This is a genomic window from Sphingobium quisquiliarum P25, assembly GCF_000445065.1.
Lineage (GTDB): Bacteria > Pseudomonadota > Alphaproteobacteria > Sphingomonadales > Sphingomonadaceae > Sphingobium > Sphingobium quisquiliarum.
In genome coordinates, this window is record NZ_ATHO01000145.1 from 12,199 (window position 1) to 35,373 (window position 23,175).

The 23,175-nt window shown below is 64.1% G+C and carries 24 protein-coding genes; 14 read left to right on the top strand and 10 right to left on the bottom strand.

Annotated features, from left to right (window positions below; genetic code table 11):
* Positions 1 to 12 precede the first annotated feature (12 nt).
* The 3 genes from L288_RS37690 to L288_RS37700 are packed head-to-tail and all read left to right on the top strand — an operon-like array spanning position 13 to position 2,727.
* Positions 13 to 663, top strand: a complete 651-nt coding sequence (locus tag L288_RS37690) for a TetR/AcrR family transcriptional regulator (RefSeq protein WP_031304699.1) — start codon at positions 13 to 15, stop codon at positions 661 to 663.
* A 46-nt stretch (positions 664 to 709) separates the two neighbouring features.
* Positions 710 to 1,828 (top strand): Gfo/Idh/MocA family protein, encoded by a 1,119-nt coding sequence (locus L288_RS37695; protein WP_021239320.1) that lies wholly within the window; start codon positions 710 to 712, stop codon positions 1,826 to 1,828.
* On the top strand, positions 1,825 to 2,727 hold the full coding sequence (locus tag L288_RS37700; RefSeq protein ID WP_021239321.1) for a hypothetical protein: 903 nt from the start codon (positions 1,825 to 1,827) through the stop codon (positions 2,725 to 2,727). The genes L288_RS37695 and L288_RS37700 overlap by 4 nt, the downstream gene beginning before the upstream one ends.
* Positions 2,728 to 2,773: 46 nt before the next feature.
* Here L288_RS37700 and hsh3 read toward each other — a convergent pair whose 3' ends face one another.
* Complete coding sequence (gene hsh3 / locus L288_RS37705) at positions 2,774 to 3,493, bottom strand: 7-beta-hydroxysteroid dehydratase Hsh3 (RefSeq protein WP_021239322.1); 720 nt, start codon at positions 3,491 to 3,493, stop codon at positions 2,774 to 2,776.
* 27 nt (positions 3,494 to 3,520) lie between these two features.
* Positions 3,521 to 4,282, bottom strand: a complete 762-nt coding sequence (locus L288_RS37710) for an SDR family NAD(P)-dependent oxidoreductase (RefSeq protein WP_021239323.1) — start codon at positions 4,280 to 4,282, stop codon at positions 3,521 to 3,523.
* A 178-nt stretch (positions 4,283 to 4,460) separates the two neighbouring features.
* Between L288_RS37710 and L288_RS37715 the strand changes: the two genes are divergently transcribed.
* Positions 4,461 to 6,149 (top strand): FAD-binding protein, encoded by a 1,689-nt coding sequence (locus tag L288_RS37715; RefSeq protein WP_021239324.1) that lies wholly within the window; start codon positions 4,461 to 4,463, stop codon positions 6,147 to 6,149.
* Between the two features lie 371 nt (positions 6,150 to 6,520).
* Here L288_RS37715 and L288_RS37720 read toward each other — a convergent pair whose 3' ends face one another.
* The gene (locus tag L288_RS37720; protein WP_021239325.1) at positions 6,521 to 7,324 is read right to left on the bottom strand and encodes an SDR family NAD(P)-dependent oxidoreductase; all 804 of its coding nucleotides are present in this window, start codon (positions 7,322 to 7,324) and stop codon (positions 6,521 to 6,523) included.
* Between the two features lie 103 nt (positions 7,325 to 7,427).
* Between L288_RS37720 and L288_RS37725 the strand changes: the two genes are divergently transcribed.
* On the top strand, positions 7,428 to 8,132 hold the full coding sequence (locus L288_RS37725) for an aspartate/glutamate racemase family protein (protein ID WP_031304701.1): 705 nt from the start codon (positions 7,428 to 7,430) through the stop codon (positions 8,130 to 8,132).
* Between the two features lie 73 nt (positions 8,133 to 8,205).
* Here the strand turns inward: L288_RS37725 and L288_RS37730 are convergent, their stop codons facing one another.
* On the bottom strand, positions 8,206 to 9,381 hold the full coding sequence (locus tag L288_RS37730) for a sulfotransferase (RefSeq protein ID WP_021239327.1): 1,176 nt from the start codon (positions 9,379 to 9,381) through the stop codon (positions 8,206 to 8,208).
* 281 nt (positions 9,382 to 9,662) lie between these two features.
* Here L288_RS37730 and L288_RS37735 point away from each other — a divergent pair, with 281 nt between their 5' ends.
* The 6 genes from L288_RS37735 to L288_RS37760 are packed head-to-tail and all read left to right on the top strand — an operon-like array spanning position 9,663 to position 14,291.
* The gene (locus tag L288_RS37735) at positions 9,663 to 10,130 is read left to right on the top strand and encodes a nuclear transport factor 2 family protein (protein WP_021239328.1); all 468 of its coding nucleotides are present in this window, start codon (positions 9,663 to 9,665) and stop codon (positions 10,128 to 10,130) included.
* A complete protein-coding gene (locus L288_RS42085) occupies positions 10,127 to 10,576 on the top strand; it encodes a VOC family protein (protein WP_021239329.1) in 450 nt (149 codons plus the stop codon). The genes L288_RS37735 and L288_RS42085 overlap by 4 nt, the downstream gene beginning before the upstream one ends.
* 35 nt (positions 10,577 to 10,611) lie before the next feature.
* Positions 10,612 to 11,871 carry an MFS transporter gene (locus L288_RS42090; protein WP_021239330.1) on the top strand — a complete coding sequence of 420 codons (1,260 nt, stop codon included), beginning with the start codon at positions 10,612 to 10,614 and terminating at the stop codon, positions 11,869 to 11,871.
* A gap of 19 nt (positions 11,872 to 11,890) precedes the next feature.
* Positions 11,891 to 12,910, top strand: coding sequence for an alpha/beta hydrolase fold domain-containing protein (locus L288_RS37750; RefSeq protein ID WP_021239331.1), 1,020 nt, complete (start codon positions 11,891 to 11,893; stop codon positions 12,908 to 12,910).
* Positions 12,907 to 13,689, top strand: coding sequence for an SDR family NAD(P)-dependent oxidoreductase (locus L288_RS37755; RefSeq protein ID WP_021239332.1), 783 nt, complete (start codon positions 12,907 to 12,909; stop codon positions 13,687 to 13,689). The genes L288_RS37750 and L288_RS37755 overlap by 4 nt, the downstream gene beginning before the upstream one ends.
* A 41-nt stretch (positions 13,690 to 13,730) precedes the next feature.
* The gene (locus tag L288_RS37760; protein ID WP_021239333.1) at positions 13,731 to 14,291 is read left to right on the top strand and encodes a carboxymuconolactone decarboxylase family protein; all 561 of its coding nucleotides are present in this window, start codon (positions 13,731 to 13,733) and stop codon (positions 14,289 to 14,291) included.
* 11 nt (positions 14,292 to 14,302) lie between these two features.
* Here L288_RS37760 and L288_RS37765 read toward each other — a convergent pair whose 3' ends face one another.
* From L288_RS37765 to L288_RS0122025, 4 genes are all read right to left on the bottom strand, one after another.
* A complete protein-coding gene (locus L288_RS37765) occupies positions 14,303 to 14,659 on the bottom strand; it encodes an EthD domain-containing protein (RefSeq protein ID WP_021239334.1) in 357 nt (118 codons plus the stop codon).
* A gap of 66 nt (positions 14,660 to 14,725) precedes the next feature.
* Positions 14,726 to 15,514 (bottom strand): SDR family oxidoreductase, encoded by a 789-nt coding sequence (locus tag L288_RS37770; protein WP_021239335.1) that lies wholly within the window; start codon positions 15,512 to 15,514, stop codon positions 14,726 to 14,728.
* A gap of 164 nt (positions 15,515 to 15,678) precedes the next feature.
* Complete coding sequence (locus L288_RS42095; protein WP_021239336.1) at positions 15,679 to 16,350, bottom strand: TetR/AcrR family transcriptional regulator; 672 nt, start codon at positions 16,348 to 16,350, stop codon at positions 15,679 to 15,681.
* Positions 16,351 to 16,471: 121 nt separating this feature from the next.
* On the bottom strand, positions 16,472 to 16,909 hold the full coding sequence (locus tag L288_RS0122025) for a nuclear transport factor 2 family protein (protein ID WP_223308011.1): 438 nt from the start codon (positions 16,907 to 16,909) through the stop codon (positions 16,472 to 16,474).
* A gap of 162 nt (positions 16,910 to 17,071) precedes the next feature.
* Between L288_RS0122025 and L288_RS37780 the strand changes: the two genes are divergently transcribed.
* From L288_RS37780 to L288_RS37790, 3 genes are all read left to right on the top strand, one after another.
* Entirely contained in the window at positions 17,072 to 18,151 is a 1,080-nt protein-coding gene (locus L288_RS37780) for a Rieske 2Fe-2S domain-containing protein (RefSeq protein WP_021239338.1), read from the top strand.
* 16 nt (positions 18,152 to 18,167) lie between these two features.
* Entirely contained in the window at positions 18,168 to 19,031 is an 864-nt protein-coding gene (locus L288_RS37785; RefSeq protein ID WP_037470264.1) for an SDR family NAD(P)-dependent oxidoreductase, read from the top strand.
* Positions 19,032 to 19,208: 177 nt separating this feature from the next.
* Positions 19,209 to 19,982, top strand: a complete 774-nt coding sequence (locus L288_RS37790) for an SDR family oxidoreductase (protein ID WP_021239340.1) — start codon at positions 19,209 to 19,211, stop codon at positions 19,980 to 19,982.
* A 51-nt stretch (positions 19,983 to 20,033) separates the two neighbouring features.
* Here L288_RS37790 and L288_RS37795 read toward each other — a convergent pair whose 3' ends face one another.
* Both L288_RS37795 and L288_RS37800 read right to left on the bottom strand, forming a co-directional pair.
* On the bottom strand, positions 20,034 to 21,374 hold the full coding sequence (locus L288_RS37795; protein WP_021239341.1) for a spinster family MFS transporter: 1,341 nt from the start codon (positions 21,372 to 21,374) through the stop codon (positions 20,034 to 20,036).
* 25 nt (positions 21,375 to 21,399) lie between these two features.
* Positions 21,400 to 22,992 (bottom strand): GMC family oxidoreductase, encoded by a 1,593-nt coding sequence (locus L288_RS37800; protein WP_021239342.1) that lies wholly within the window; start codon positions 22,990 to 22,992, stop codon positions 21,400 to 21,402.
* Positions 22,993 to 23,175 lie beyond the last annotated feature (183 nt).

Consider the following 23,175-nt stretch of genomic DNA (forward strand, 5'->3'; position numbering starts at 1 on the left):
GGGAGTGACAGGATGATGCAGCCTCCCGCAGCGCTTGCGCCGGGCCGGGCCGCCTATCTGGAACGCAGGCGCATCGCGACCCGCGCCGCGATCCTGGTGGCGGCGCGGCGGATATTTGCCGACGCTTCCTATGCCGATGCGAAGATAGACGACATCATCCGGGCGGCGGGGGTCAGCCGCGCGACCTTCTACTCCTATTTCGCGTCGAAGCTGGAACTTGCCTGCGCCATCTATGATGAGATCGCGCCCGAAACCGCTGCCCTGTTCGCGCGCCTGCCCGGTCAGTTGCGGCAGGGGAAAGGCGCGGTCCGCCAATGGCTGACGGACTTTGTCGGCATGCATCTGGAACATCGCTACGTGACGCCGCTGATCGCGCAATTGCAACTGTTCGAAAGCGGGTTCCGCGCGCGCATCCTCAAGGACACCGAGGCGCTGATCGATCTGGTGGCCAAGTCCGGCGATCCCGCCTTCGCCCGCGCGGCCGGGGAGGGGGACGACGCGCGGCGGCAAAGGATGCGCGTCCGCCTGCTGTTCAACCAGGCCGCTGGCGTTTGCGCCGGGATTGCGCGGGGCGAAATGCAGGGTGCGGACGCGGACATCTGCCTGGATATCATCTCGTCCGACATGCTGGACCTCTGGAACGAAGGCCGCTCTGGACAGTAAACTAGACTCGCAGTATGGTCTGGGAAACAAGGCTGGAGAGGCAAATATGATCCGCGTGGGGATGGTCGGTGCGAACCCGGACTTTGGCTGGGGATCGGGCGTCCACCGCCGGGTGATCGATCATCTGCCCGGCTTCCGCCTGCATGGCGTGTGCACCACGCGGGAGGAAAGCGCCCGCCGCGCTTCGGAACAGTTTGGCGCGCCGCTCTGGACCATCGATCATGAAGAATTATGCGGACATCAGGACATTGATCTCGTCGCCATCTGTGTGAAGGTGCCGCACCATTATGCCATCGCGCGTGCGGCGCTTTCCGCGGGCAAGCATGTCTATTGCGAATGGCCGCTCGCCCTCACCGTGGATCAGGCGGAGGAGCTGGCGGCGCTGGCCGCCGCGCGCGGGGTGAAGGCGATGATCGGCCTGCACCTGCATGGCTCGCCCGCGTTGCGGCAGGCCGCGCGGCTGATCGCGGACGGCTATGTGGGGCAGCTTTACAGCCTGTCGCTGCATGCGCGCATGTTCGGCCCGGTCATGCGGGCGATGGCGACGCGGGACGGGGGAACGACGCTGCTGTCCATCTATGGCGGCCATCTGCTCGATGCGGTGGATCATTATGGCGGCGGGATCGCGGATGTCGCGATGCGCGGCGCGATCCATCTGCCGCCGGTGGACGAAACCGGCGCGCCGGTCGCCCGCGATGCGTTCGATCATCTGCAATTCCATGGCGCCCTGTCGAACGGGGCGCTGTTCAACCTTGATCTTGCGGGCGTGTCGATGACCGGCATGGGGTGCCTGTGGCGGATCGAGGGGAGCGAGGGCATGCTGACGCTCTCCACCCGCGACCCCGCTGTGCCCGGCATAGAAGCGCTGCTATTGCATGGCGCTAGCAGGGGCGGCCCGCTTGAACCCATCGCCATCGATCCCGCGCTCGACTGCGCCGCCATCCCTCCGGCCCCCGATCGCTATGTCGCCTATCCCGGCTCCTTCGCATCGCGCGAGGCATTGAGTTCAATCGCTAGTTTATACACCGGACTGGGCGAAGCGATCCGCACGGACGGCCCGGTCGCGCCGGATTTTGGCCGTGCCGTGCATATCCAGCGGATGCTCGCCCGCTTCGACGGCGCCACGCCCGCTTCATTCCAACCGGATACCGGAGTTGCAGCATGAAACCACAGCCCGAAAGCCTGGACACCGGCGCGGCGAACGAGGACGTCACCTCAGGCAGCCCCGTCTTCTACCTCAACGGCCGCCGCAAGGTGCGGACGGACAGCAGCGTGCTGGTGAGTTCGTCGCCCTGGCTCAACGATGCGCGGGTGAGGGAATGGGTCTCCACCGAAAGCCTGCGCCGCAACGGCCATGATTATCCGCTGCTCTATGGGCTGCCCACGCTGATGCAGGCGGTGGATGAGGTCAGCGACATCGATCATATCGAACGCTTGGCGGCGGAAGAACGCCGCCGCAACCCCGCCTTCGACCAGTGGCTCAGCGAAGCCTTCGTATCGACCTATGGCAAGGAGGACCTGCGCGGCTATCCCGCAGGATCTGTGGGACGGCAATTGTTCGAATATATGGACGAGTTCGACCTGTCGCCGGAACTTAACTCCCGGCTGCTGAGCGATCCTGACTGGAAGCCCGCCAACACGTTCGATTATTGGAACCTGCGCATGGGGCAGACCCATGACTGCTACCATATATTGGGCGAGATCGGCTTCGGATCAGTCGCCGAATATTTCATCACCGGCGTCGTGACCGGCAATGCCTTCCGTCATCTGGGCCCCGAACTGGCGGGAGCGCTGATGACGACCAATACGCTCATCATGTTTCCGTGGATGACGCGGACCATGCTTCATTATCCGGGAGCATGGCCTACGCTGTGGCGGAATCTGAGCTATGGATATGAAGTCGGCCAGCAGTCGGACATGCTGTTCGCCGCGAAATTCGAAACCATCCTGCACCTGCAACCGGCGGAGGCGCGCGAAGCGCTGGGTTGGCGCGGCTTCAAGGGGCCGATGGACAGCAAGGAAGCATCGCTGATCTTCGGCGAAGGGCGCGAGATCATTCCCTGACGCGACAGGCGGGCGGGGGGTCAGGTCCCCCGCCCGCTGCGGCCCTTCAGGCCTTGTCCAGATGGGCGAAGTCGAACTGGCTGGTCGGAATGATGTCGATCCGCGAGAAGTCGATGAACCCGGCGCAACTGTCGGCCATGTCCTTCGTGTTCTTCGCGAACTTCTCCTCATCCCCCACCGCGTCGAAAAAGGCAGGGGAATCGGTCATCGCCTCCAGCGGGAAGCATTCCTCGACGAAGGCCCCGTAAAGCGGCGCGCCGCTGGTCAGCGGGCGGACGACGATATTCTGGACATATTCGAAGTTGGCCTGGGTATCGATCGCCACGCGCGTGTGATGGCTGTGCCAGTGCGCCACCGCCGCTTCCCGGGTCATGTCGGGGCGGAAGGAAATGAAGCTCGCCTGCGACCAGCCCCAGGTGCGTTCCCCGGCATGGGGCGGATGCTCCTTATTGGGGATGATGGTGGATTCGGCGGTCAGCCATGCTTCGAACCGGCCGCTCACCGCGGCGAGCGCGGCGTCGATCCGTTCCCGGAAGATGGCGTTGGCCGACGGCAGCCAGAATTGCACCACTGCGTCCTGCTGCGGCTGCTGCCATTGCTGGACGAGCGGCGCGGCTGGCTCGACAGTAGCGTCGCGGATGTTAAGGCGGATGCCGCTCGCGCCCGCTGCCTTGAGGGCGTCCGGCAGTTCCGCCAGCAGGTGCGCGCCGAAGTCAGCCCGGCTCTCGCCTTGCGGCGCCCACAGGGCGCAGATCAGCTTTTCCATAAATATTCTCTCCAGCAGATCATCATGTCAGTCAAAATTGGCCTGGCCGCCGTCCAGCGGAATGGTTGCGCCCGTCAGATAGCCGAGGTCCGGCCCGCAAAGCGCGACGATCGCGCGGCCGATATCCTCTTCCAGACGGCCTACCCGCCCCAGCGGAATGGTTCGGAAAAAAGCTTCCGCTTCATCGGGATTATGTTCGATCCACGCCTTTAGCCCCGGCGATTCCGCATGGGGGGCGATGGTGAGGACACGGATATTGTCGCGGCCCCATTCAGCCGCCGCTCCCCGCGTCAATGCCCGCGTCGCCTGCTTGATCGCGCCATAACAGGCATAGTTGCTCATGTCCCAGCGGATGCCCGCCGACGAGGCGAAGTTGAAGATGGTGCCGCCGCCCCGTTTCGCCATGTGCGGATGCACCAGCTTCATCAGGCGGAAGGATGCGAGCGGGCCTGATTCGAAACCGGCGGTAAAGGCTTCGTCGGTGACCTGATCGATCGGCCCCAGCGGCACTTCCTGCGCATTGTTGACCAATATGTCGATGCCGCCAAATTCTGCCACGGCGCTGTCCACCGCCGCGGCAAGATCAGTGGAGGATTTGACATCACATGCGGCAGGAATGGCGCGCACGCCACGGCTGGCGGCAAGCCGTGCGGTCTCCTCCACCTTTTGCAGCGTGCGCCCGGCAAGCAGCAGGTCGACCCCTTCGCTCGCCAGCGCAAGGGCTATTCCCTGCCCGATACCCTGACCCGCGCCAGTGATAAGAGCGGCCTTTCCCCTTAAACCGGGCATATCCTCATTCCTTGAATGTCGTATCTGATAAAACAAATTCCTACGCGTATGTTGACTTTATGGCAAGATGAGGCGACGTCTGCGTGGATTTTGCGGGAGATATAGGGGTTATTCCGGCGTTTGGCCGTGGGCCTGCTCCCGTACTATATAAGAGCTTTTCTATGTGCGGGCGGGCAGCATGAGCGATTGGGACAAGGAAGTCGATATCCTGGTGATCGGGTCCGGGGCGGGGGGCTTGATGGCGGCGCTGGTGGGCGCGGACAATCGCGCCGACGTGCTGGTCGTGGAAAAGGCGGACAAGTGGGGCGGCACCTCGGCGACTTCGGGCGGCGGCATCTGGATACCTGGCAGCGATGTCGCCAAGCAGGCGGGTTTCGAGGACAATCTGGACGACGCCTTTACCTATCTGCGCAAATTGTCGGCGGATAATGTGCCGGACGACAATATCCGTGCTTATGTTGACAATGCCGCGCCCATGCTGCGCTGGCTGATGGCGAACACGCCGGTCCAATATATGGCCTTTCCCTATCCCGACTATCATGCGGAAAATCCGGGTGGATCGGCGAAGGGCTTCCGCACCCATCTTCCATCCCCTCTGGACGGAAAGGCTCTGGGCGCGGACATCCGCACGCTGCGGTTCGCATCGCCCGCCGCCAGCCTGTTCGGCTATCTGAATTGGCATTTCAGCGAAACCTATGAGCTGCTGTACCGGCAAAAGGGCTGGATGAAGAATCTGGTCAGGAACATGGCCAAATACTGGTTGGACCTGCCGTTCCGCCTGACATCGCGCAAGGATCGGCGCTTAACGCTGGGCAACGCCCTGGCTGGCGGTTTGCGGATGGCGCTCAATTGCAAGGGCGTGCCGCTATGGCTGGAAACGCCGCTCAAGGAACTGGTGCGCGAAGGCGACGCAGTAACGGGCGCTGTCGTCGAAAAGGGCGGCAAGCCCTACCGCATCCGGGCGCGCAAGGGCATTGTGCTGGCGGCGGGCGGTTTCGACAAGAACCAAGCCATGCGCGCGGACAACGCGCCGCTCTATCCGGCGGCGCGCTATTCGGGCGGCGTGACCAGCAACACCGGCGACAGCATCGTCGCGGGCGAAGCCATCGGCGCTGGCACGATGAACATGCAGTCGGCCTGGGCCGCGCCAGTCTTCTACGTGCCGGGCGAGGATCGCGGACGGCTATGCACCGTCGAACGCGCCTTGCCGGGCTGCATCATGGTGAACCAGAGCGGGGAGCGTTTCCTCAACGAAGCCGCGTCCTACCATGTCGTCGGCCAGCAAATGGCCCGCCGTCAGGCCGAACATGGCGACGCCGATCCGTGCTGGATGATCTTCGACCATGAATACCGGCACAAGTTCCCGATGGGTCCGCTTTATCCGCTGATGCCCACGGCGATGCATGGCAAGGGCGTGCGTTCCATCCTGAAGAAGGGCCGCTCGATCGAGGAACTGGCGGGCAGGATCGGCGTCGATCCGGCGCGGCTGTCGGCGGCGGTCAGCCGGTTCAACGCGGGGGCGGCCAAGGGCGAGGACCCGGAATTCCACCGGGGCGAGGCCGCTTATGACAAGATGTACGGCGACTTCCGGCACCAGCCCAACCCCTGCCTGCGTCCGCTGGACAAAGGCCCTTTCTACGCAATGCCGATCTATCCGGGGGACATCGGCACCAATGGCGGGCTGATGACCAACGCCAGGGGACAGGTGGTGGACGGCGAAGGAAAGGCGATCCCCGGCCTCTATGCGGTCGGCAACAATGCCGCGTCGGCTATGGGGGAAAGCTATCCGGGCGCGGGTGTCACGCTGGGACCAGCCCTGACCTTCGGCTATGTCGCCGCGCGGCACATGACCGGGGGGAATGCCTGACGAGGGCGGTGCTCTTTCCAGGCGAGGCGTTGGAGTTTGTTCGCGCAGAGACGCAGGGGACGCAGAAAGTTTTGAAGGGGGCTTTTCCGCCTTCTCTGCGCCCCTGCTGAACATCGGCAGATGTCGGCTAACGCTTTACTTCTCTCCGTTGGAAAAAACGGTTCTCGTTTAAGTGTCGATCTGTGAAGGTGTCCCGATGAGGTGACGTTCTCCTGCAAAGGCAGGAGCAGCCTGAAAGCCAGGGGCTCACCATTCCCTCGCCTCGTTTGGGTGGCTTCGCAGAACATGATTCAACTTGAGCAGGAAAGTTCCATCTTCTTCTGCCTCCTCTGCGCCTCTGCCCGAATTAAATGATCGCTTTCACCTGACCTTCACCCCGGAAACCCGGTGAATGCGGTAATGCCCCCATCCACAACCAGCTCCGTGCCGGTGATGTAGCGCGCTTCGTCGGAGGCAAGGAAAAGGGCGGCGTGGGCGACATCCCAGGCATCGCCCATCCGGCCCATCGGCACCTGCGCATTGCGCTTGGCGACCATCCCCTCATAATCGCCCTGATTGTACCGTTCCGCCAGCCGCTGGACGAGCGGCGTCAGCATCAGGCCGGGCACGACGCAGTTCAGTCGCACGCCCTTTTCCGCATAGGATACCGCCGTGACCTTGGTGAACTGGACCAGCCCGGCCTTTGCCGCCGCATAGCCCACCTGGTCCTTGCCCACCCAGCGCATGCCCGCGATGGACGAAACATTGACGATCGCGCCGCCGCCCTGCCGCACCATTATGGGCAGAATGGCCTTCGAGGTCAGGAAAGCGCTGGTGAGATTGAGGTCAAGCTGCGCCTTCCACACATCCTCATCCATCGTTTCCGGGTTGCCGGGCTCCGACCGGCCCACATTGTTGATGAGGATGTCCACCCGCCCGAAGCGCTGCTCGCAATCGGCCACCATCGCATTCACATCGGCGGCGCTGGTGACGTCGCATGCGGCCACATGGATGCTGTTGCCTTCTCCGGCGATGATGTCCCTGGTGGCTTCCGCCGCGTCCAGGCTCAGATCCACGCCATAGACGGTGGCGCCCTGCCGGGCGAGCAGGGCGGCGATGGCCTTGCCATTGCCCCAGCCGGGCGCGAACGAACCGCAGCCCGTCACGATCGCGATACGTCCGTCCAGTCTCAGCATAGGCCACTCCCGATGTTTTCGCATTTCCGCTTGCTGCGGGCTGATCGCACTGACAATGCGTAAAGACAAGCTATCATCGGCATCTATGGAAGAAGGGAAATGCATGGCTGACGCACCGCGTATCATGCTCATCAGCGCGCTGGCCCAATCTCCGGGACCCGCCATCGCCGCCATGCAGGACGAATGGCCCGAAGCGCGCGCCTATAATCTGATCGATGATTCCCTGGCCAGCGACTTTGCGGCAATCGGGGAGATCAGCCCGGCCATTTACGACCGTTTCCTGACGCTGGGCCGCTATGCCGCTTCCGCCAGCGATGGGCGGGTGGCCGCAAGCGGCATATTGTTCACCTGTTCCGCCTTCCGCCCGGCGATCGAGCGGGTGAAGGCGGACCTTTCCATCCCCGTCATCACCCCCAATGAGGGCGCGTTCGATGAAGCGCTGGCGCTGTGCCGGGGGAAGGATGACGGCGGCCGCATCGGTCTGTTGCTGACCTTCGAAGGATCGGTCGCGCCGCTGACTGGAGAAATCCGCGCCATGGCTGACGTGATCGGGCAGGCGCATCCCACGATCGTCCCGGCTGTCGCCACGGGAGCGCTGGAAGCGCTGCAAGCGGGCGATGCGGAGCGGCATGATCTGCTGAGCGCGCGCGCGGCCGAAAGCCTGCCGCCGGTCGATGTCGTGGTCATCGGCCAGTTCTCCATGGCGCGCGCGGCCCCGCTGGTGAGGGAATGCCGTGGCGAGCCAGTGCTGACCACGCCGCACATGGCCGCGCGGAAGATGCGGCGGCTGGTCGAACGGGCAGGGTAGGGAGCGCCGCCGCGACCCCGGCCTTCGGGCTCGCCCATCCAATATGCGGCCCGAAAGGCGGGAAACTTCTGACCTAAACGATGTAACGCTGGCGGTAGGCGGCGAATGCCTGCTTGATTTCCTCTTCGTCCAGGCCGAAGCGCTCCAGCGAATAGTCGTGCATCGGCCGCTGCTCGCGCTTGTTGCCTGCCAGGAATTCCGTGAGCGCTGCTTCCAGACGATCATCGACCGGGATGCCGATGCGTGACAGGACGCGCTGCGCCTGATTCATCGGGTCCTTGCCCACATCCTTGTAGCTTATATCGATGAAGCGATCCTCGCCGATCCGTTCGCGCGCGGCTTCGAACATGCGCATCCATTCGGCCAGGCGCGGAAACCAGAAGCCGCTGACATCCCTGTCGGAGACGGTCGCGCTCAGCTTGTAGAGCGCGGCCTGCATCGAAATGTAGGACGGCACGGTTTCCACGGGATCGCGATGCGTCATGATCAGCAGGGCGTTGGGAAAGGCCTTCGCCGCGACCTCCACATAGGGAAGGTTGGACGGGCTTTTCAAAATCCACTTCGCTCCCCGCCGTGACGGGTCCTGCCATTGAAGATATTGGAGGATGGTCTTCAAATCCTCATGCCCGCGCGATTGATCATAACCGTTCAGCCACCGCGCGAAGCTGGGAACGAAGTTCATCCCTTCGATCATGGTGCTGACGAACATCTGGCCCAGCACCAGTATCTCTTCGTCCGGTGCGTCGGGATCGAGCGGGTGGATGGAGGCGAGTTCGGGCGACAATTGCAGCCAGCCATCGATCATCGCCTGCGCATAGGCGCGCCGCTCGACGGGATTGCCGCGGTCTTCGCCGGGGAAGGGGGCGACATTCTGCGCCTCATACCAGCGAAGGCCGGTCATGCCCGGCGCGCTGGCCAGCAGGCGCTGGAAGATGGTGCTGCCGGTGCGCGGCAGGCCCAGGATGATGCCCGCGACCTCCACCTTCTCATCCAGTATTTCGGGATGGCGCTTGATGTCCTCCACCATGCGCAAGCGGCTGACCAGCCCCTTGACGACCACCTCCGTCATTGATGCGACCCCTGCGGGCGTCAGGCGGCCTTCCCGGTTGGACGCCTCGATATAGCGGTCCATCGGCTCGATGAACCAGAGGTCGCCGAAATCGGACAGCCCCGCACGCTCGCGCGCCTGCTGGAGGAGCTGTTCGCGGTCAAGGAGCGCGCTGTCTGCGATGGGTAGGGAAGAAGGCATTAGGGTCACTCTTGTTGATGATGGGCCGTGAAGGGAGCGCAGGCAGGCATGCGGGGGCACAAGCGCCGATGCTCCTTGTAGAATATCATATTTGCATCCTCATCCCGCAGGCTGCCCCGCCGCCTTTTTCACCGCTTCAGAATCTCTCTCCGTCACGCGTTGTCAATCAATACTTGCGTCGGTGCGCTACGCATATCAATAATGATAGGCGGAAAACCAATGCAAAGCGCGGAACGAATCACGCTATTCGTCCATGCGGTCGTAAAGGAGGAGGATTTTCAATGCTGTCCCTTCAGGAAATATCCGATCGCATGGAGATATCGGATCTTCTGTCCCGCTACAGCCATGCCATCGATTTCCAGGACTGGGACGCGCTGGACGAGGTGTTCACCCCCGACGCGATCATCGACTATAGCGAAACCGGCGGTGCAAAGGGCAGCTATGCCGAAATCAAGGCCTGGCTACCGGGTGCTCTAGGCCGCTTCCCGCGCTACCAGCACATGGTTGCCACCACAAAGCTTGACCTGGACGGCGACACCGCGCGCAGTCGCAGCATCCTGTTCAATCCGATGGTGTATCAGGGGGAAGGCAAGCCCGAACAGGTCTTCTTCATCGGCCTTTGGTATCGCGACCGGCTGGTGCGCACGGATAAGGGCTGGCGCATCGCGGAACGCTATGAGGAAATGGGCTATTCCTACAATACGCCCGACATGCCGCCGGTCGCTTCGCTGGACGGCGCCGCCGCATGATCCGGGCTTTTCCCCATTTCGGCATTCACGTCACCGATCTGGAACGGTCGACCCGCTTCTATGTCGAGGGGTTGGGGTTCGAGGCGCAGGAAGGCGGACGGACGGATACGCCGGGGCCGCTGCTGGAACTGCCGGGCGCGACGGTCTGCACGCAGTTCGTGCGCCATCCCGAAGGATTGCGCATGGAATTATGGTCCATCGAGGGTGGTGCGGCAGCATCGGCCGATCCCCGCCCCGCCAACCTGCCGGGGCGGCCGCATCTCTGCTTCATAGTCGATGATCTGGACGCGGTTGCCGCCCGCGTCGTGGAATATGGCGGGCAGCGGCTGGACCAGAGCCGCTGTGACCTTGGCTATGGCATACTCATGTTCTGCGCCGATCCTGACGGCACGCGGATCGAATTGGTGCAGATGACATCGCAGTGGCAGGGCTACGCGCAGGATTGATGGGCCGTGACCGGCGACGGGGAAGGATTTGGCAGATGCATGCAGGCCAGCAGGCGAATATGAGCGCGGCGGCGGTAGCCGGACAAGGCCGGGCGCGGTGGATGGTCTTCCGCGCCTTCCTGACCCAGAATGTCGCGGTGGGCTGCGCCTTTGGCGGCTATGGCGTCACCGTCCTGCCGTTGCAGGAGCAGTTCGGCGCGAGCAGGGGCACGGCGACGCTGGGCCTTGCGCTGTGCGTGCTGGTGATGGGGCTGGCTGGTCCTCTGATCGGCACGATGATCGCGCGTATCGGCTTGCGCTGGACGATGATGGCGGGCGCGATCCTGTCCGGGACGGGTTATGCACTGCTCGCCGCCGCGCCCGGCATGACCGCGGTGCTGCTGCTCTATGCGTTGCCGATCGGCTTCGGCATGGCGATGCTGGGCTCCTTCCCATCGAGCGTGCTGGCGAGCAACTGGTTTCCGCATAATCCCGGACCTGCGCTGGGCGTCACCAACATGCCGCTGTTCGTGGCGATATTGCCGATGGTGGGGCTGGTGCTGATCTCTGACCATGGGCTTCCGGCATTCTACCTGACGCTGGCGGCGATCCATGTGCTGCTGCTGCCCGTCATCCACGGCGTATCAGACGGCCCGGTGTTGCGCGGTGATCCCAAGCCGGACGCGCATGGGCATATCACGCATGAAATTCCATCGGCGCGCGCGGTGCTTGCCCACCCTGCTTTCTGGGCGATGTGCCTTGGCGCGGGCTATCTCAACGCGGCGGGAATCACCGGAGTATCGCATCTGGTCGCCTTCGCCATGGAAAGGGGCGTGCCGGGCGGTGCGGCCGCGCTGCTGCTGTCGATCATGGGCGGCGCGTCCATCCTGGGGTCGCTGCTGTCGGGCGTGTTGTGCGGGCGGATCGGCCCGGCGCTGACGCTGACGCTGATCGCGTGCGGCATTTGCGTGAGCTGGGTCATCCTTTTGTCGACGATCGCCTATCCGGCGATGATCCCGGCCGCGTTGCTGGTTGGCATGAGCGGGGCGGCCGTGTTCCCTGCGGTCAACATGCTGTCCAGCCGCCTGTTCGGCCAGCATTCGCTGCCACGCGTCATCGGGCTGTTCGGCCTTGCCACCCTGCCGCTGACCTTTTGCCTGCCGCCGCTCGCAGGCGTGCTGCACGATGCGGCGGGCGGCTATGGCCCCGTGGTCTGGGTCATCATCGCGGGTTCGGGCGCCGCCGCCTTCCTCTTCCTGATGATGAGGCGTGAGGCGCTTTCCAGCAGCCGCATTGAAAACACGGCGCGGGCCTGAACCGCAAAGGAGAGAATGGATGAGCTATCAGATCGACGAGGACGGGTCCGTTCTGCTGGGGAAGAACCGCGTTCCCGTGCCCGCAACCGTCAGCGTAGAAGCGCGCACGTTCCTCGCCACCGCTCCCTGGGCGGAGCCGCCGGACCCCGACGCCGAGCGCCTGCCGATGTGGATGCTGCGTAGCTTTGTCGATGAGCAGATGAAGACGCTGAGCGACGCCGCCTTGCAGCATTATCCGGTGGACGTGGAGGAAATCGAGATTGCCGGGGTACGATGCCATCTGGTGAAGCCTAAGGAGATCCCGCCCGAAAATCAGGGTCTGACCCTGATGAACCTGCATGGCGGCGGTTTCGTGCTGGGGTCGGGATCGCTGATTGAGGCGATTCCCGTCGCCTTCCATGCCAAGGTGCCGGTTGTGGCCGTAGATTACCGGCTCGCGCCCGAACATCCTTATCCGGCCGCTGTCGATGACGCCGCCGCCGTATACCGCACGATGCTGGAATATCACCGGCCGGACCAGATCGGCATCTATGGCGGTTCGGCGGGCGGCTTCATTACCGGACAGACGATCATGCGGCTGGAAAAGGAAGGCATGCCCTTGCCCGCCTGCTGCGGCATCTTCACGGCGGGCGGCGATCTGGGGGATTTGGGCGACACCGCCAGTATTTTCACGTTGATGGGCTTCTGGGGCGATTTGGTGCTGCCGGTGGATCATGAGATAAGCGAAATTCGCGCCTATCTGAACGGCGCGGATCCGCGCGATCCTTGCGTCTCGCCCATATATGGCGACCTTGGCCGCTTTCCTCCGGCCCTGCTGGTCAGCGGCACGCGTGACGCGCTGTTGAGCGCGACTGCCTCCTTCCACCGGGCATTGCGCCGTGCGGGCAGGTCCGCCGACCTCTTCGTCTTCGAAGCCATGCCGCATGCCCATTGGTACACCTTCCACCTGCCCGAAGCGCAGGAGGCGATCACGGTCATGACCGAATTTTTCCTGCGCCATCTGGGCGTGAAGACCATGAAGAAAGAAGGTGAATCGTGAACCGATTGCAGGGCAAGACGGCCATCATTACCGGCGGCGCGCGCGGCATGGGCGAGGCGACGAGCCGCCTGTTCGCAGCCGAGGGGGCAAAGGTCGCGATCGCCGACCTGCTGGACGATCAGGGCGCGCAATTGGCTGCCGAACTGGGCGGCGCGGCGCGCTTCTACCATCATGACGTCACGAGCGAGGCGGACTGGGCCAGCCTGACCGCAGCGGTGGAGGCTGACTTCGGTCCGGCCGACATATTGGTCAACAATGCGGGCATCCTGCTGTTCCGTACTTTGTTCCAGACCACGCTCGACGATTATCTGAAAGTGCTGAAGGTTAATCTGGCGGGGGCATTTCTGGGGATCAAGGCGGTCGGCCCCGGCATGGCCGCGCGCGGCAAAGGATCGATCGTCAACATCTCCTCGGTCGATGGGATGAAGGGAGCGAACGGCCTTGGCGCTTATGCCTCCAGCAAATGGGGCCTGCGCGGGCTGACCAAGGTCGCGGCGATGGAGCTTGGCCATAAGGGCGTCCGGGTCAATTCGGTCCATCCCGGCGGCGTGGACACGATGATGGGCAATCTGGACAGCCGCAGCCGCGACGAAGTGAACAAGGATTATGGCAATGTCCCGCTGCAACGGATCGGCGGCCCGGAGGAAATCGCCAAGGCCAGCCTGTTCCTGGCGAGCGACGACGCCTCCTACCTGACCGGGGCTGAGATCGTCGTCGACGGCGGCATGATCGTCGGCCATTATTATGAAGGTTTCCCAGGCGCGCCCGGCGTGGATTGACGCGGAGGCGCTGGCATCGCGCAATATCGAAGGAGGGTTCCATGATACGCATCGACATTCCGGCCGACAGCGCCGCTGATCCCTACAGCTACGCTGCGCGCACCCATGGGCGGGAGATCATGGCTGGCGCGGACGCCTTTTCAAAGGCCGTCTATCAGCACAGCATCCTGTCCCTGCGCGAATTTGAAGGTGCTCGCTCGCGGATCGCGCAGATCAATGGCTGCGTGATCTGCCAGCAGTTCCGCGCGGCGAAGGATGCGCCGTCCATGTTCGCTGCGACCGGGGTGCGGCCGGACCATCTGATTTCGGACAATGGCCCCGCGCCTGACGAGGCGTTTTACGACGCGGTGGAGCAATGGCGCACCTCCCCGCTGTTCAGCCCCCGTGAGCGGCTGGCGATCGAATTTGCCGAACGTTTCGCGCAGGAGCCGAAGGTGATCGCCGCCGACGAGGATTTCTGGGCACGCGCGCATGCGCTGTTCTCCGATGCGGAGATTGTCGATCTCGCGCACAGCGTCGCCGCCTGGGTGGGGCTTGGCCGCGTCGCTCATGTGCTGGGCTTCGACAGCGTCTGCCTGCCTTTCCAGCAGGCGGCGGAGTAGGCTGCGGCGGCTCAGGCCGCCGGAGCGCTCGCCCGTTCCTCCACCACGAACATGCGCGTCGCGGCGCGGTCGAGGAAATTCGCTTCATCTTCGGCAATCTGGCGCGCAATGTCCGGCTCGGCGGCCTTTGACAGGAACAGGTCATAGGCCGCCCGGTCAGCGAAACGGATTTCGGTGACGGAATCAAAATCTATCGGCGCTTGCGGTGAGGTGAACGCGCCCTCCCGCTCCACATAGTTGCGCCGGTAATCCAGGATGCCGGGCAGAAGGCGCAGGATCAGCCTGGCATGCTGTGTCTCATAATAATCGACAAAGGCCTCATGGCTGATGTCCGGCCGACGGCGCAGCAGGGCGATGCACTTGAACATGGCTGTCTTTCTCCCTTTTTTCCTAAGTGCTGGCCGGAGAAGCGCTGTCCCCTGCCAAGCCTGCGATCAGGGCGCCATCCAGTGACCGCCGTTGACGTCCAGCGTCGCGCCGGTGACGACGCGGGAAAAATCGGAAATCATCATCAGCACGGCGCGGGCGCAATCGTCTTCCGGCGGAATGATGCCGATCGGTATGTCGCGAGTGATGCCGGCGATTACATCCTCCCGCTTCAGCCCGGCATCGACCTGTGCCTGGATATGTCCTTCCACCGGCTCGCCGTGAATCCAGCCCATGCGGCAGGTGTTGACGCGAATGCCGAAGCGGCCAAGGTCGGTGGCCATATATTTGCCCAAAGTGTTGAGCGCGCCCTTTGCGACGGCATAGCCCATTTCCATTCCATGTTCGCCGCCGAAGGGACGGACCGTCGCCATGGTCGACACGTTCACCACCGCGCCGCCGTCGCGCAGATAGGGGATGCAGGCGCGCGTCAGGCGCAATGCGCCCAGGCAATTGACGTCGAACGCCTTCGCCATGTCCGCCGCATCGCTATTTTCGATGAAGCTCCAGTCGCCATGATAATAAGCGCTGTTGATCAGGCCGTGGACGCGCCCGCCAAATTCGGCCGCCGCCCGTTCGGCCAGAGCCTTGCACTGCGCTTCGTCGGACACGTCGCAGGGAATGGCGACGGCCTTTCCGCCCTTCGCCACGATGTCGCCGCGCACTTCCTCCAGAAAGGACTGGTTGCGGGCGGCGAGTATGACGGACGCCCCTTCGGCCGCCGCGATGCGCGCCAGCGCCTGGCCCATGCCGGGGCCCACGCCGCTGACGATGACGACCTTGTTTTGAAGCAGCATAGCCTATCTCCTCTCCATTCCATCGCGCCGCAGCCTGCGGGCCGCGCCCCGTTCCTTCGCCGCACGATTTTCATTGCTGGCGGACCCGCCTATCCACGAATCCTCGATATGCACGATAGGGCGCAGGGAAATATTACGCAATATCGAAGGAAAAGCGGATCATATCACGCCATTTGCGCAGACATGCTTTCCAGAAATTCCCTTATCCGCTCGTCCGAAATGCCGATGCCTCGCCCGCAGAAGGAAATGGCGTCGCGGAGCAGCCGGTCATGATCCTCGTCATAAGGGATAGCGCTTTGCTCATGGCAATGCGCCATCATGATCATGGTGCTCACATGCTCAAGGAAGGCCGATGCGTTGGTGACGGACATGGGTTCGCCGGTGATGCTTCCTTCCTCCCGTGCCGCGGCGAGGGCGCGCTCCAGGCCCGCGCGGGACAGGCGCATCGCCCGCCTGTAGACCAGCCGGGCGTAGCCCCCGTCACCCGCCAGGCTGCCGACGACCATGCGCATCCCGTCCGCATTGCCCGCCCCCTGGCCCCGCAGCGCATGTTCGAGCATGCGGCGGATGCTGTCGAGCAGCCCGAAGGTGCTCGGTTCCGGCAGGGGCGCGGTGCGGAATGCCGCATCCTGATCGGCAATGACTTCGCGCAGGACGGCGCGGTAAATTGCCGTCTTGTTACTGAAATGGCGGAATATCAGCGCTTCGGACACGCCAGCGGCTTGCGCGATCTGCTGCGTCCGCGCGCCCTCCAGCCCATAACGGGCGAAAACGGTGCGCGCGGCTGCGATAATGGAGGCTCGGCGGTCGGAACTTGATAGACGGGGGGTGGGCATTGACCGATCGACACTCCTGAAGCCAGCGATGGAAGGTCTTCAAGCCGCCTGCCAAGGTCCTGACCGGCAGAGCTTTACCCATAGCTGGGGGAGGAAACAAGCGGCCGCCCCGTCCGAAGCTTCACTCCGGCGCGGGCTGGATGTCGCCGGGGCCCCAATAGGCCTTGAGGCTGGTGATCCGCCCTTGCGCATCGAAGGTGCAGATATCGAGCGACCGGATGAGCAGGCGCGGCCCTTCCGGCGGCTGAAAGGTGACGTCGAAGACCAGCGCGGCCGCATTGGAATGCGACCCCCGGATCGGCGCGACGGGCGTGATCCGTGTCTGAAAGGCGATCGTGTCGCTGAACCAGGCGGCGATCTCCTCGCCCTGCTTGACGGGGCTTCCCACCGGATCTTCAATGATGGCGTCCGGCGCGAAGAGGCTGAGCAGCCCTTTCAGATCGCCGTCATTGATCCGTTGGACATAGGCCTCCAGCCCGGCGCGCATCACCGATTGCGGCGGGACGCCTTCGCCCTGCGGCTTGCCGCCGGGCAGCTCCCGATCTTGTTCGAATGGCAATTTCACCTCCCGCGCTTCGCCGCATTCGTGCAATCGGCTTGCATTATATACCCTTGTTTGCGTAGATGGGCGGGATTATTTCTGCTCGATCCTGTTGGTCGAGGGGGTGGCGTCTTGCCGCCCTTCATGCTAATTTGCCGCTGATTGCGAGAGGTTTTCTTTATGGCAAAATCGTCAGACTATCGTCTGGGAGAGTTCGATTTCCCCCGTGGCTGGTTCATGGTCGGCGAAAGCGCCGAGGCGACCACCACGCCCACCGCCATGCGGTATTTCGGGCAGGATCTGGTCATGTATCGCGGTGAAAGCGGGCAGGTCTACGTGACGGAGGCCTACTGCCCCCATATGGGCGCCCACCTGGCCAAGAACACGACATCCTACATCGTCCGCGACGGCGAGCAGGTACAGGGCGATTCGATCCGCTGCCCCTTCCATGGCTGGCAGTTCGGGCCGGACGGCAACTGCAAGAACATTCCCTATTCCGATTTCGTGCCCAAGGCCGCCAAGCTCAAGACCTTCCCGGTGATCGAGCGCGCGGGCACCATCTGGATGTGGCATGATCCCGAAGGGCTGGAGCCCAACTTCGACCTGCCCGACTTTGGCGGCCATTGGGATGCGCCGGGCTGGGTCCGCTGGAAGATCGACTTCATGGGCGACCTGGACATTCACCCGATTGAGGTGGTCGACAACATGGCCGACTATGGCCATTTCGTCCCTATCCATGGCGCGAAGGACTTCGTCTACTTCGCGAACGAGTTCAAGGATCACATCGTCCACCAATATTATGCCGCCGGGCACCGCACGCTGGTGCAGAACCCGGAAGACGTGCTGACGCTGGACACCTGGTATACCGGGCCGTCCATCCTCCAGTCGGAAATGGAAGGGACGTTCAACAGCTTCATCCTGATCACCCATACGCCCATCGAAGATGGCAAGATCCGCGTGTGGCACGGCCTGATGGTGCAGGTGAATGACGGATCGGCCCCGATCACTGACGAACTGCGCGCCGCCGCCCTTGAATATCAGGAGGGCAGCCGCCTCGCCTTCGCGCAGGATGTCGAGATCTGGCAGAACAAGAAGGCCTGCATCAACCCGTTGGTGATCCCGAATGACGGGCCCTATGGCAAGGTACGGACCTGGTACAAGCAGTTCTACAGTCCGCGCGACAAGACGCCCGATCTGCACAAGCGGACCAACGGCATGCATGTGACGCTCGACAAGCGTTCGTCCAGCGCTGCGGCCTGATCAACAGGGGATGACTATGGAGAGGAGTGAACGTCCGGTGGCGATCGTCACCGGCGCCAGCCGGGGCGCGGGCCGTGGGATCGCGGCTGCGCTGGGACAACAGGGCTATCGTGTCTATGTGACGGGCCGCACCGTGCGCGAAGGCGACGCGGCGCTGCCCGGCACGATCGGCGCGACCGCTGCCCAGATCGACGCGGCGGGTGGCGAAGGCCGCGCCGTTCAGGTGGATCATGCCGACAGTGGCGCGATCGCGGCCCTGTTCGAACGGGTGGCGGATGAAAGCGGGCGGCTGGACATTCTGGTCAACAACGTCGCCGCGCTGCACGATGATCTGGTGAAGCCGGGTCCATTCTGGGAAAAATCCACGGGTCTCGTCGATATTCTGGATGTGGGATTGCGGTCCCATTATCTCGCCAGCTGGCACGCCGCGCGCATGATGGTGCCAGCGGGCAGCGGGCTGATCGCCTTCACCTCGTCCTTCGGATCGGTCTGCTACATGCACGGAGCGGCCTATGGTGCGCAGAAGGCGGGCGTGGACAAATTCGCGGCGGACATGGGCGTCGATTTCCGGGGCACTGGCGTTACCGCCATATCGCTCTGGATGGGCCCGCTGTTGACCGAGCGTAGCACCCGCACGCTGGCCGAGCATCCCGAACAATATGAAAAGTTCATGGCGGAAGCGGAAACGCCCGAATTCAACGGGCGGGTCATCGCCGCTATCCATAACGATCCCAAGCGCGACGAACTGAACGGGCAGACGCTGATCACTGCCGAGATCGCGCAGCGCTATGGCATCACCGAAGCGGAAGGGCGCGTGCCGCCATCCTATCGCGCGATGCTGGGCGAACCGCGCATCCCGCACCCGGCGATCGTGGCATAAGGGATCAGGCCGCTTAGGGTCGCATGGCGATCCCTCGCGGCCGATTTACAATCGCGCAGGATGAAGCGCATCGGACTGCCTTCGATCCGTCAGGTTCCAGGGGCATGACTCCTGCCTTGCGCCGCGCAGCGGAAAGGGCGATGGCGCGGCGCATTACGGTCAAAGAAAGGACAGCAGGTGAGCGAGACAGGTCGGGGCAAGGTCGCCATAGTCACGGGCGGAACGCGGGGCATTGGCGCTGCGATCGTGCGCCGCTTGCTGGCGGAAGGCTATGCCGTGGCCACCTGCGGCCGGACGCCGCCCGAACAGCCGGTCGGCATTGATGGCAAGCAGGCTGAATTCGACGCCTGCGACATTCGCGATCCCGCCGCCGTCGCCGCCTGGATAGAAGCGCTGGCCGCGCGCCATGGGCGCATCGACCTTGTCGTCAACAATGCCGGCGGCTCTCCGCAGGCGGACGCGGCGACCGCCAGCCCGCGCTTTTCTGAACGCATCCTGCAACTGAACCTGCTCGCGCCGCTGCATGTGTCGCAGGCGGCCTATCCGCACCTGAAAGCGGCGGGCGGCTCCATCGTCAACATCGCCAGCGTGTCGGCGGTGCGCCCTTCGCCCGACACCGCCATTTACGGTGCTGCCAAGGCCGGGCTCGTCAGCCTGACCACCAGCCTGGCGCAGGAATGGGGGCCCGAGGTGCGCGTCAACGCGATCATCGTCGGCCTGATCGAAACCGAGACCGCCGAAATGACCTATGGCAGCGCCGCCGCGCAGGATCGTATCGCCGCATCGTTGCCGCTGGGCCGCATGGGGCGGGGCAGCGACATTGCGGAGGCGGTCAACTTCCTCGCCTCCCCAGCCGCCGCCTATATCAGCGGCGCTAAGCTGGAAGTGCATGGCGGCGGCGAACGCCCGCTGTTCCTGGAAATCGTGAAGCAGGAAAGCGCGAAGGGCTGAGCCTCAGGCGCCGCCACACGAGGCTGGAAAACCTCGTGCGGCGGCGCAAGTTCAAATCGTGTCGCGCGCTCCCAGGTCACGGGGATAGTGGACTGACGCGCGCCAGAACAGCAACCCTCCCGCGACCGTCAGCAGGCTCATGATGAGCAGGCTGACGCGCAGCGATTCCCCGCCGAGCCGGGCGGTGAGCAGGTCGCTGACGAACCCGCTGAGCGAAGGGCCGATCATGCTGCCGATGATGTTGATGATGACGACCAGCATCGCGGTCGCCTGCGCCCGTTGAGAAGGGGCCACCAGGCGGGCGGCAGCGCTGAAGGACGGACCTGCCCAGCAGGCCGCGAGGAACCCGCCCAGCACCGTCATCAAGGCTACGCCGGGGATATGGAGCCCGCCCAGCGCGATCCCCGCTCCCCCCGGCATGGTGAACATGAAGATGTTCTGCGGGAAGGAAAGCAGGAAGGCGATGGCGGGCAGGCGCAGCTGCCAATGTTCGCCGCGCCGCCGCAGCCGGTCGACCATGGCTCCACTCGCGATGCTTCCCGTGATGCCCCCGATCGCCGAGCCAACGCCCAGCCATGCGCCAGCCTCGACCACGCTCATGCCGTGGGAGCGCATGAAATAGGCGGGCATCCACACCGCGCCCGCATAGCCGAATATGTTGAAGGTGCCGACGCCAAGCGCAACCAGGCGCAGTGACTTGATGTTCCAGAACATGCGGACGGAAGTCCAGAATCCGGGGCCGTCGCGCCCAGTGCCCGGCCTCAATTCATGCGGCCTTCGGCGCGGGCCGGTGAACCAGATCAGCAGGGCGAGTGGGAATCCGGGCAGCGCCAATATCAGGAAGGCGGCGCGCCAGCCCCACTGCGCCGCGATCGCCGCGCCGCCCAGCAGGCCCAGGATCAACCCGAAATAGGTGCCCGAAGCCAGCACGCCCATGGCCGCCGACCTGCGATCCTCGCCATAGAGGCTGGCCAGCACGGACTGGGACGGCGGCAGCCCGCCCGCTTCGCCGATGCCGACCACGAAGCGCGCGAGCGCCAGTTGCACGGCATTGCCCGCCGCGCCGCACGCAGCCGTCGCCGCGCTCCACAAGGTTGCCGCCAGCGCCAGCACGCCGCGCCGCGACCAGCGGTCTGCCAGACAGGCGAAGGGCATGGAACAGAGGACATAGCTGACGATGAAGCCCGGCCCGCCGATCAGCCCCAGCAGCGAATCGCTGATCCCGAATTCCGCCTTGATCGCCGGGATCAGGATGGAAAACAGGTGCCGGTCGGCATAGCTCAATGAATTCAGCAGCAACAGCAGCAGCAGGACGTAGAGCCGGTATGGCGGCCGTTCCGCCGGTTTTGCACCCTGCGGCGCGGATGTTTCCGTCATCTCGCTGATACCCATGACTATCCCTCTCACGCGTGCGGGATCATGCCTGGAGGATCATGTCGGCGGCTTTTTCCGCGACCATCATCGTGGGCACGTTGGTATTGCCGCCCGGCACGCGCGGCATGACGGAGGCATCGACCACCCGCAACCCGGACAGGCCGCGCACCCGCAACTGGGGATCGACCACCGCCAGCGGATCATGCCCCATGCGGCACGTGCCCACGGCGTGGATGTCGGAAATGGCGGTGGCGCGCAGATAGGCGTCCAGCTCATCATCCGACCGGATGTTCGCTCCGGGAGCCAGTTCCTCGCCCCGGAACGGGTCGAACGGGCTTTGCGCGAAGATGTCGCGCACCGCTCGGATCGCCGCTCTGCCCATCGCCATGTCATTGGCGGTCGACAGGATGTTGGGATCGATGGACAGCGGCGCGCTGGCATCCGCCCCGGTCAGCTTCACCTCGCCAACGCTTTCCGGCCGCAGCAGGTCGATATGGGCGAAATAGCCATGCTCCATGATCAGCTTGCGGCCCATGGCTTCGTACAGCGCCATGGCGAAATGCACCTTCACATCCGGCGTTTCCGCGCCCGGCATGGTCTTCAGATAAGCACCGATCTCGGCAGGCGGCTGGGCCAGCGGCCCCCGGCGGAACAGCGCGAAATTGGCGACGGCCTTCGCCGCGACGAGCGGGTGGAAGACGTTGAACAGCGACACCGGCTGGGTGCAATATTGCTTCACCGTCACCGCGACATGATCGCGGTAATTCTGGCCGACGCCGGGCAGGTGATGGACGACCGGAACGCCCGTCTGGCGCAGATGGTCGCCGTCGCCGATGCCGGACAGCATCAATATCCAGGGCGAATGGATCGTTCCGGCGGAAATGATGACCTCCCGCGCGGCGCGCGCCTGTTCGGCCTGATCGCCGCGCCGCCACGCAACGCCTGTGGCGCGCCCGTCCTCCACGATCACCCGCTCGACATTCGCGCCGGTGACGATGCGCAGGTTCGGCCGCTTGAGAGCGGGCTTTAGATAGGCGCGGGCCGCGCTGAACCGCCGTCCCGCCGATGCGGTGACGTCGGCCGGGAACACGCCCTCGCGCACCGATCCGCTGGGGTCGTCATTATAGGGAACGCCCGCCGCGACGGCGGCGTCGCGGAACGCCTTGGCCAGCGGGTTGGCGATGCCGGGACGAGTGACCATCACCGGCCCCTCGCGGCCATGATAGCCTTCCTCGCCGCCCGGCTGGAAATTTTCCAGCTTCTTGAAATAGGGGAGCACATCCTCATAGCTCCACCCTTCATTGCCCAGCTGCCGCCAGCCGTCATAGTCGGCGGCCGCGCCACGGTCATAGACCATGCCGTTGATGGACGACGACCCGCCCAGCACCTTGCCGCGCGGCGTATACATCTGCCGCCCGTCGGCATGGGCCTGCGGCACGCTGACATGCATCCACTGGAACATGCCGCGATACATGATGGGCAGCAGGCCGCCGGGCGCGTGGATGAAGATGCTGCGGTCCCGCCCGCCTGCTTCGATCAGGAGGACGCGGTTGCGCGGATCGGCCGACAGCCGTCCGGCCAGCACGCAACCGGCCGATCCCGCGCCCACGATGATGAAGTCATATTGGTCAGCCATAATCTCTCCCGCCCCGCACTGGTTTCGCGGACGACGCACGTGCGCGGTCCATCGCCGGAAGTGCCAGCGCCGATCTTTGCGGAAGGAGTCGGGCAATCGGCTACGCAGGTCAAGCCTTCATATGCGGTCAGGCCGTGCCAAGGCGAAGATGAAAGCCGTTTTGATCATCTTCCCTTGTTGACC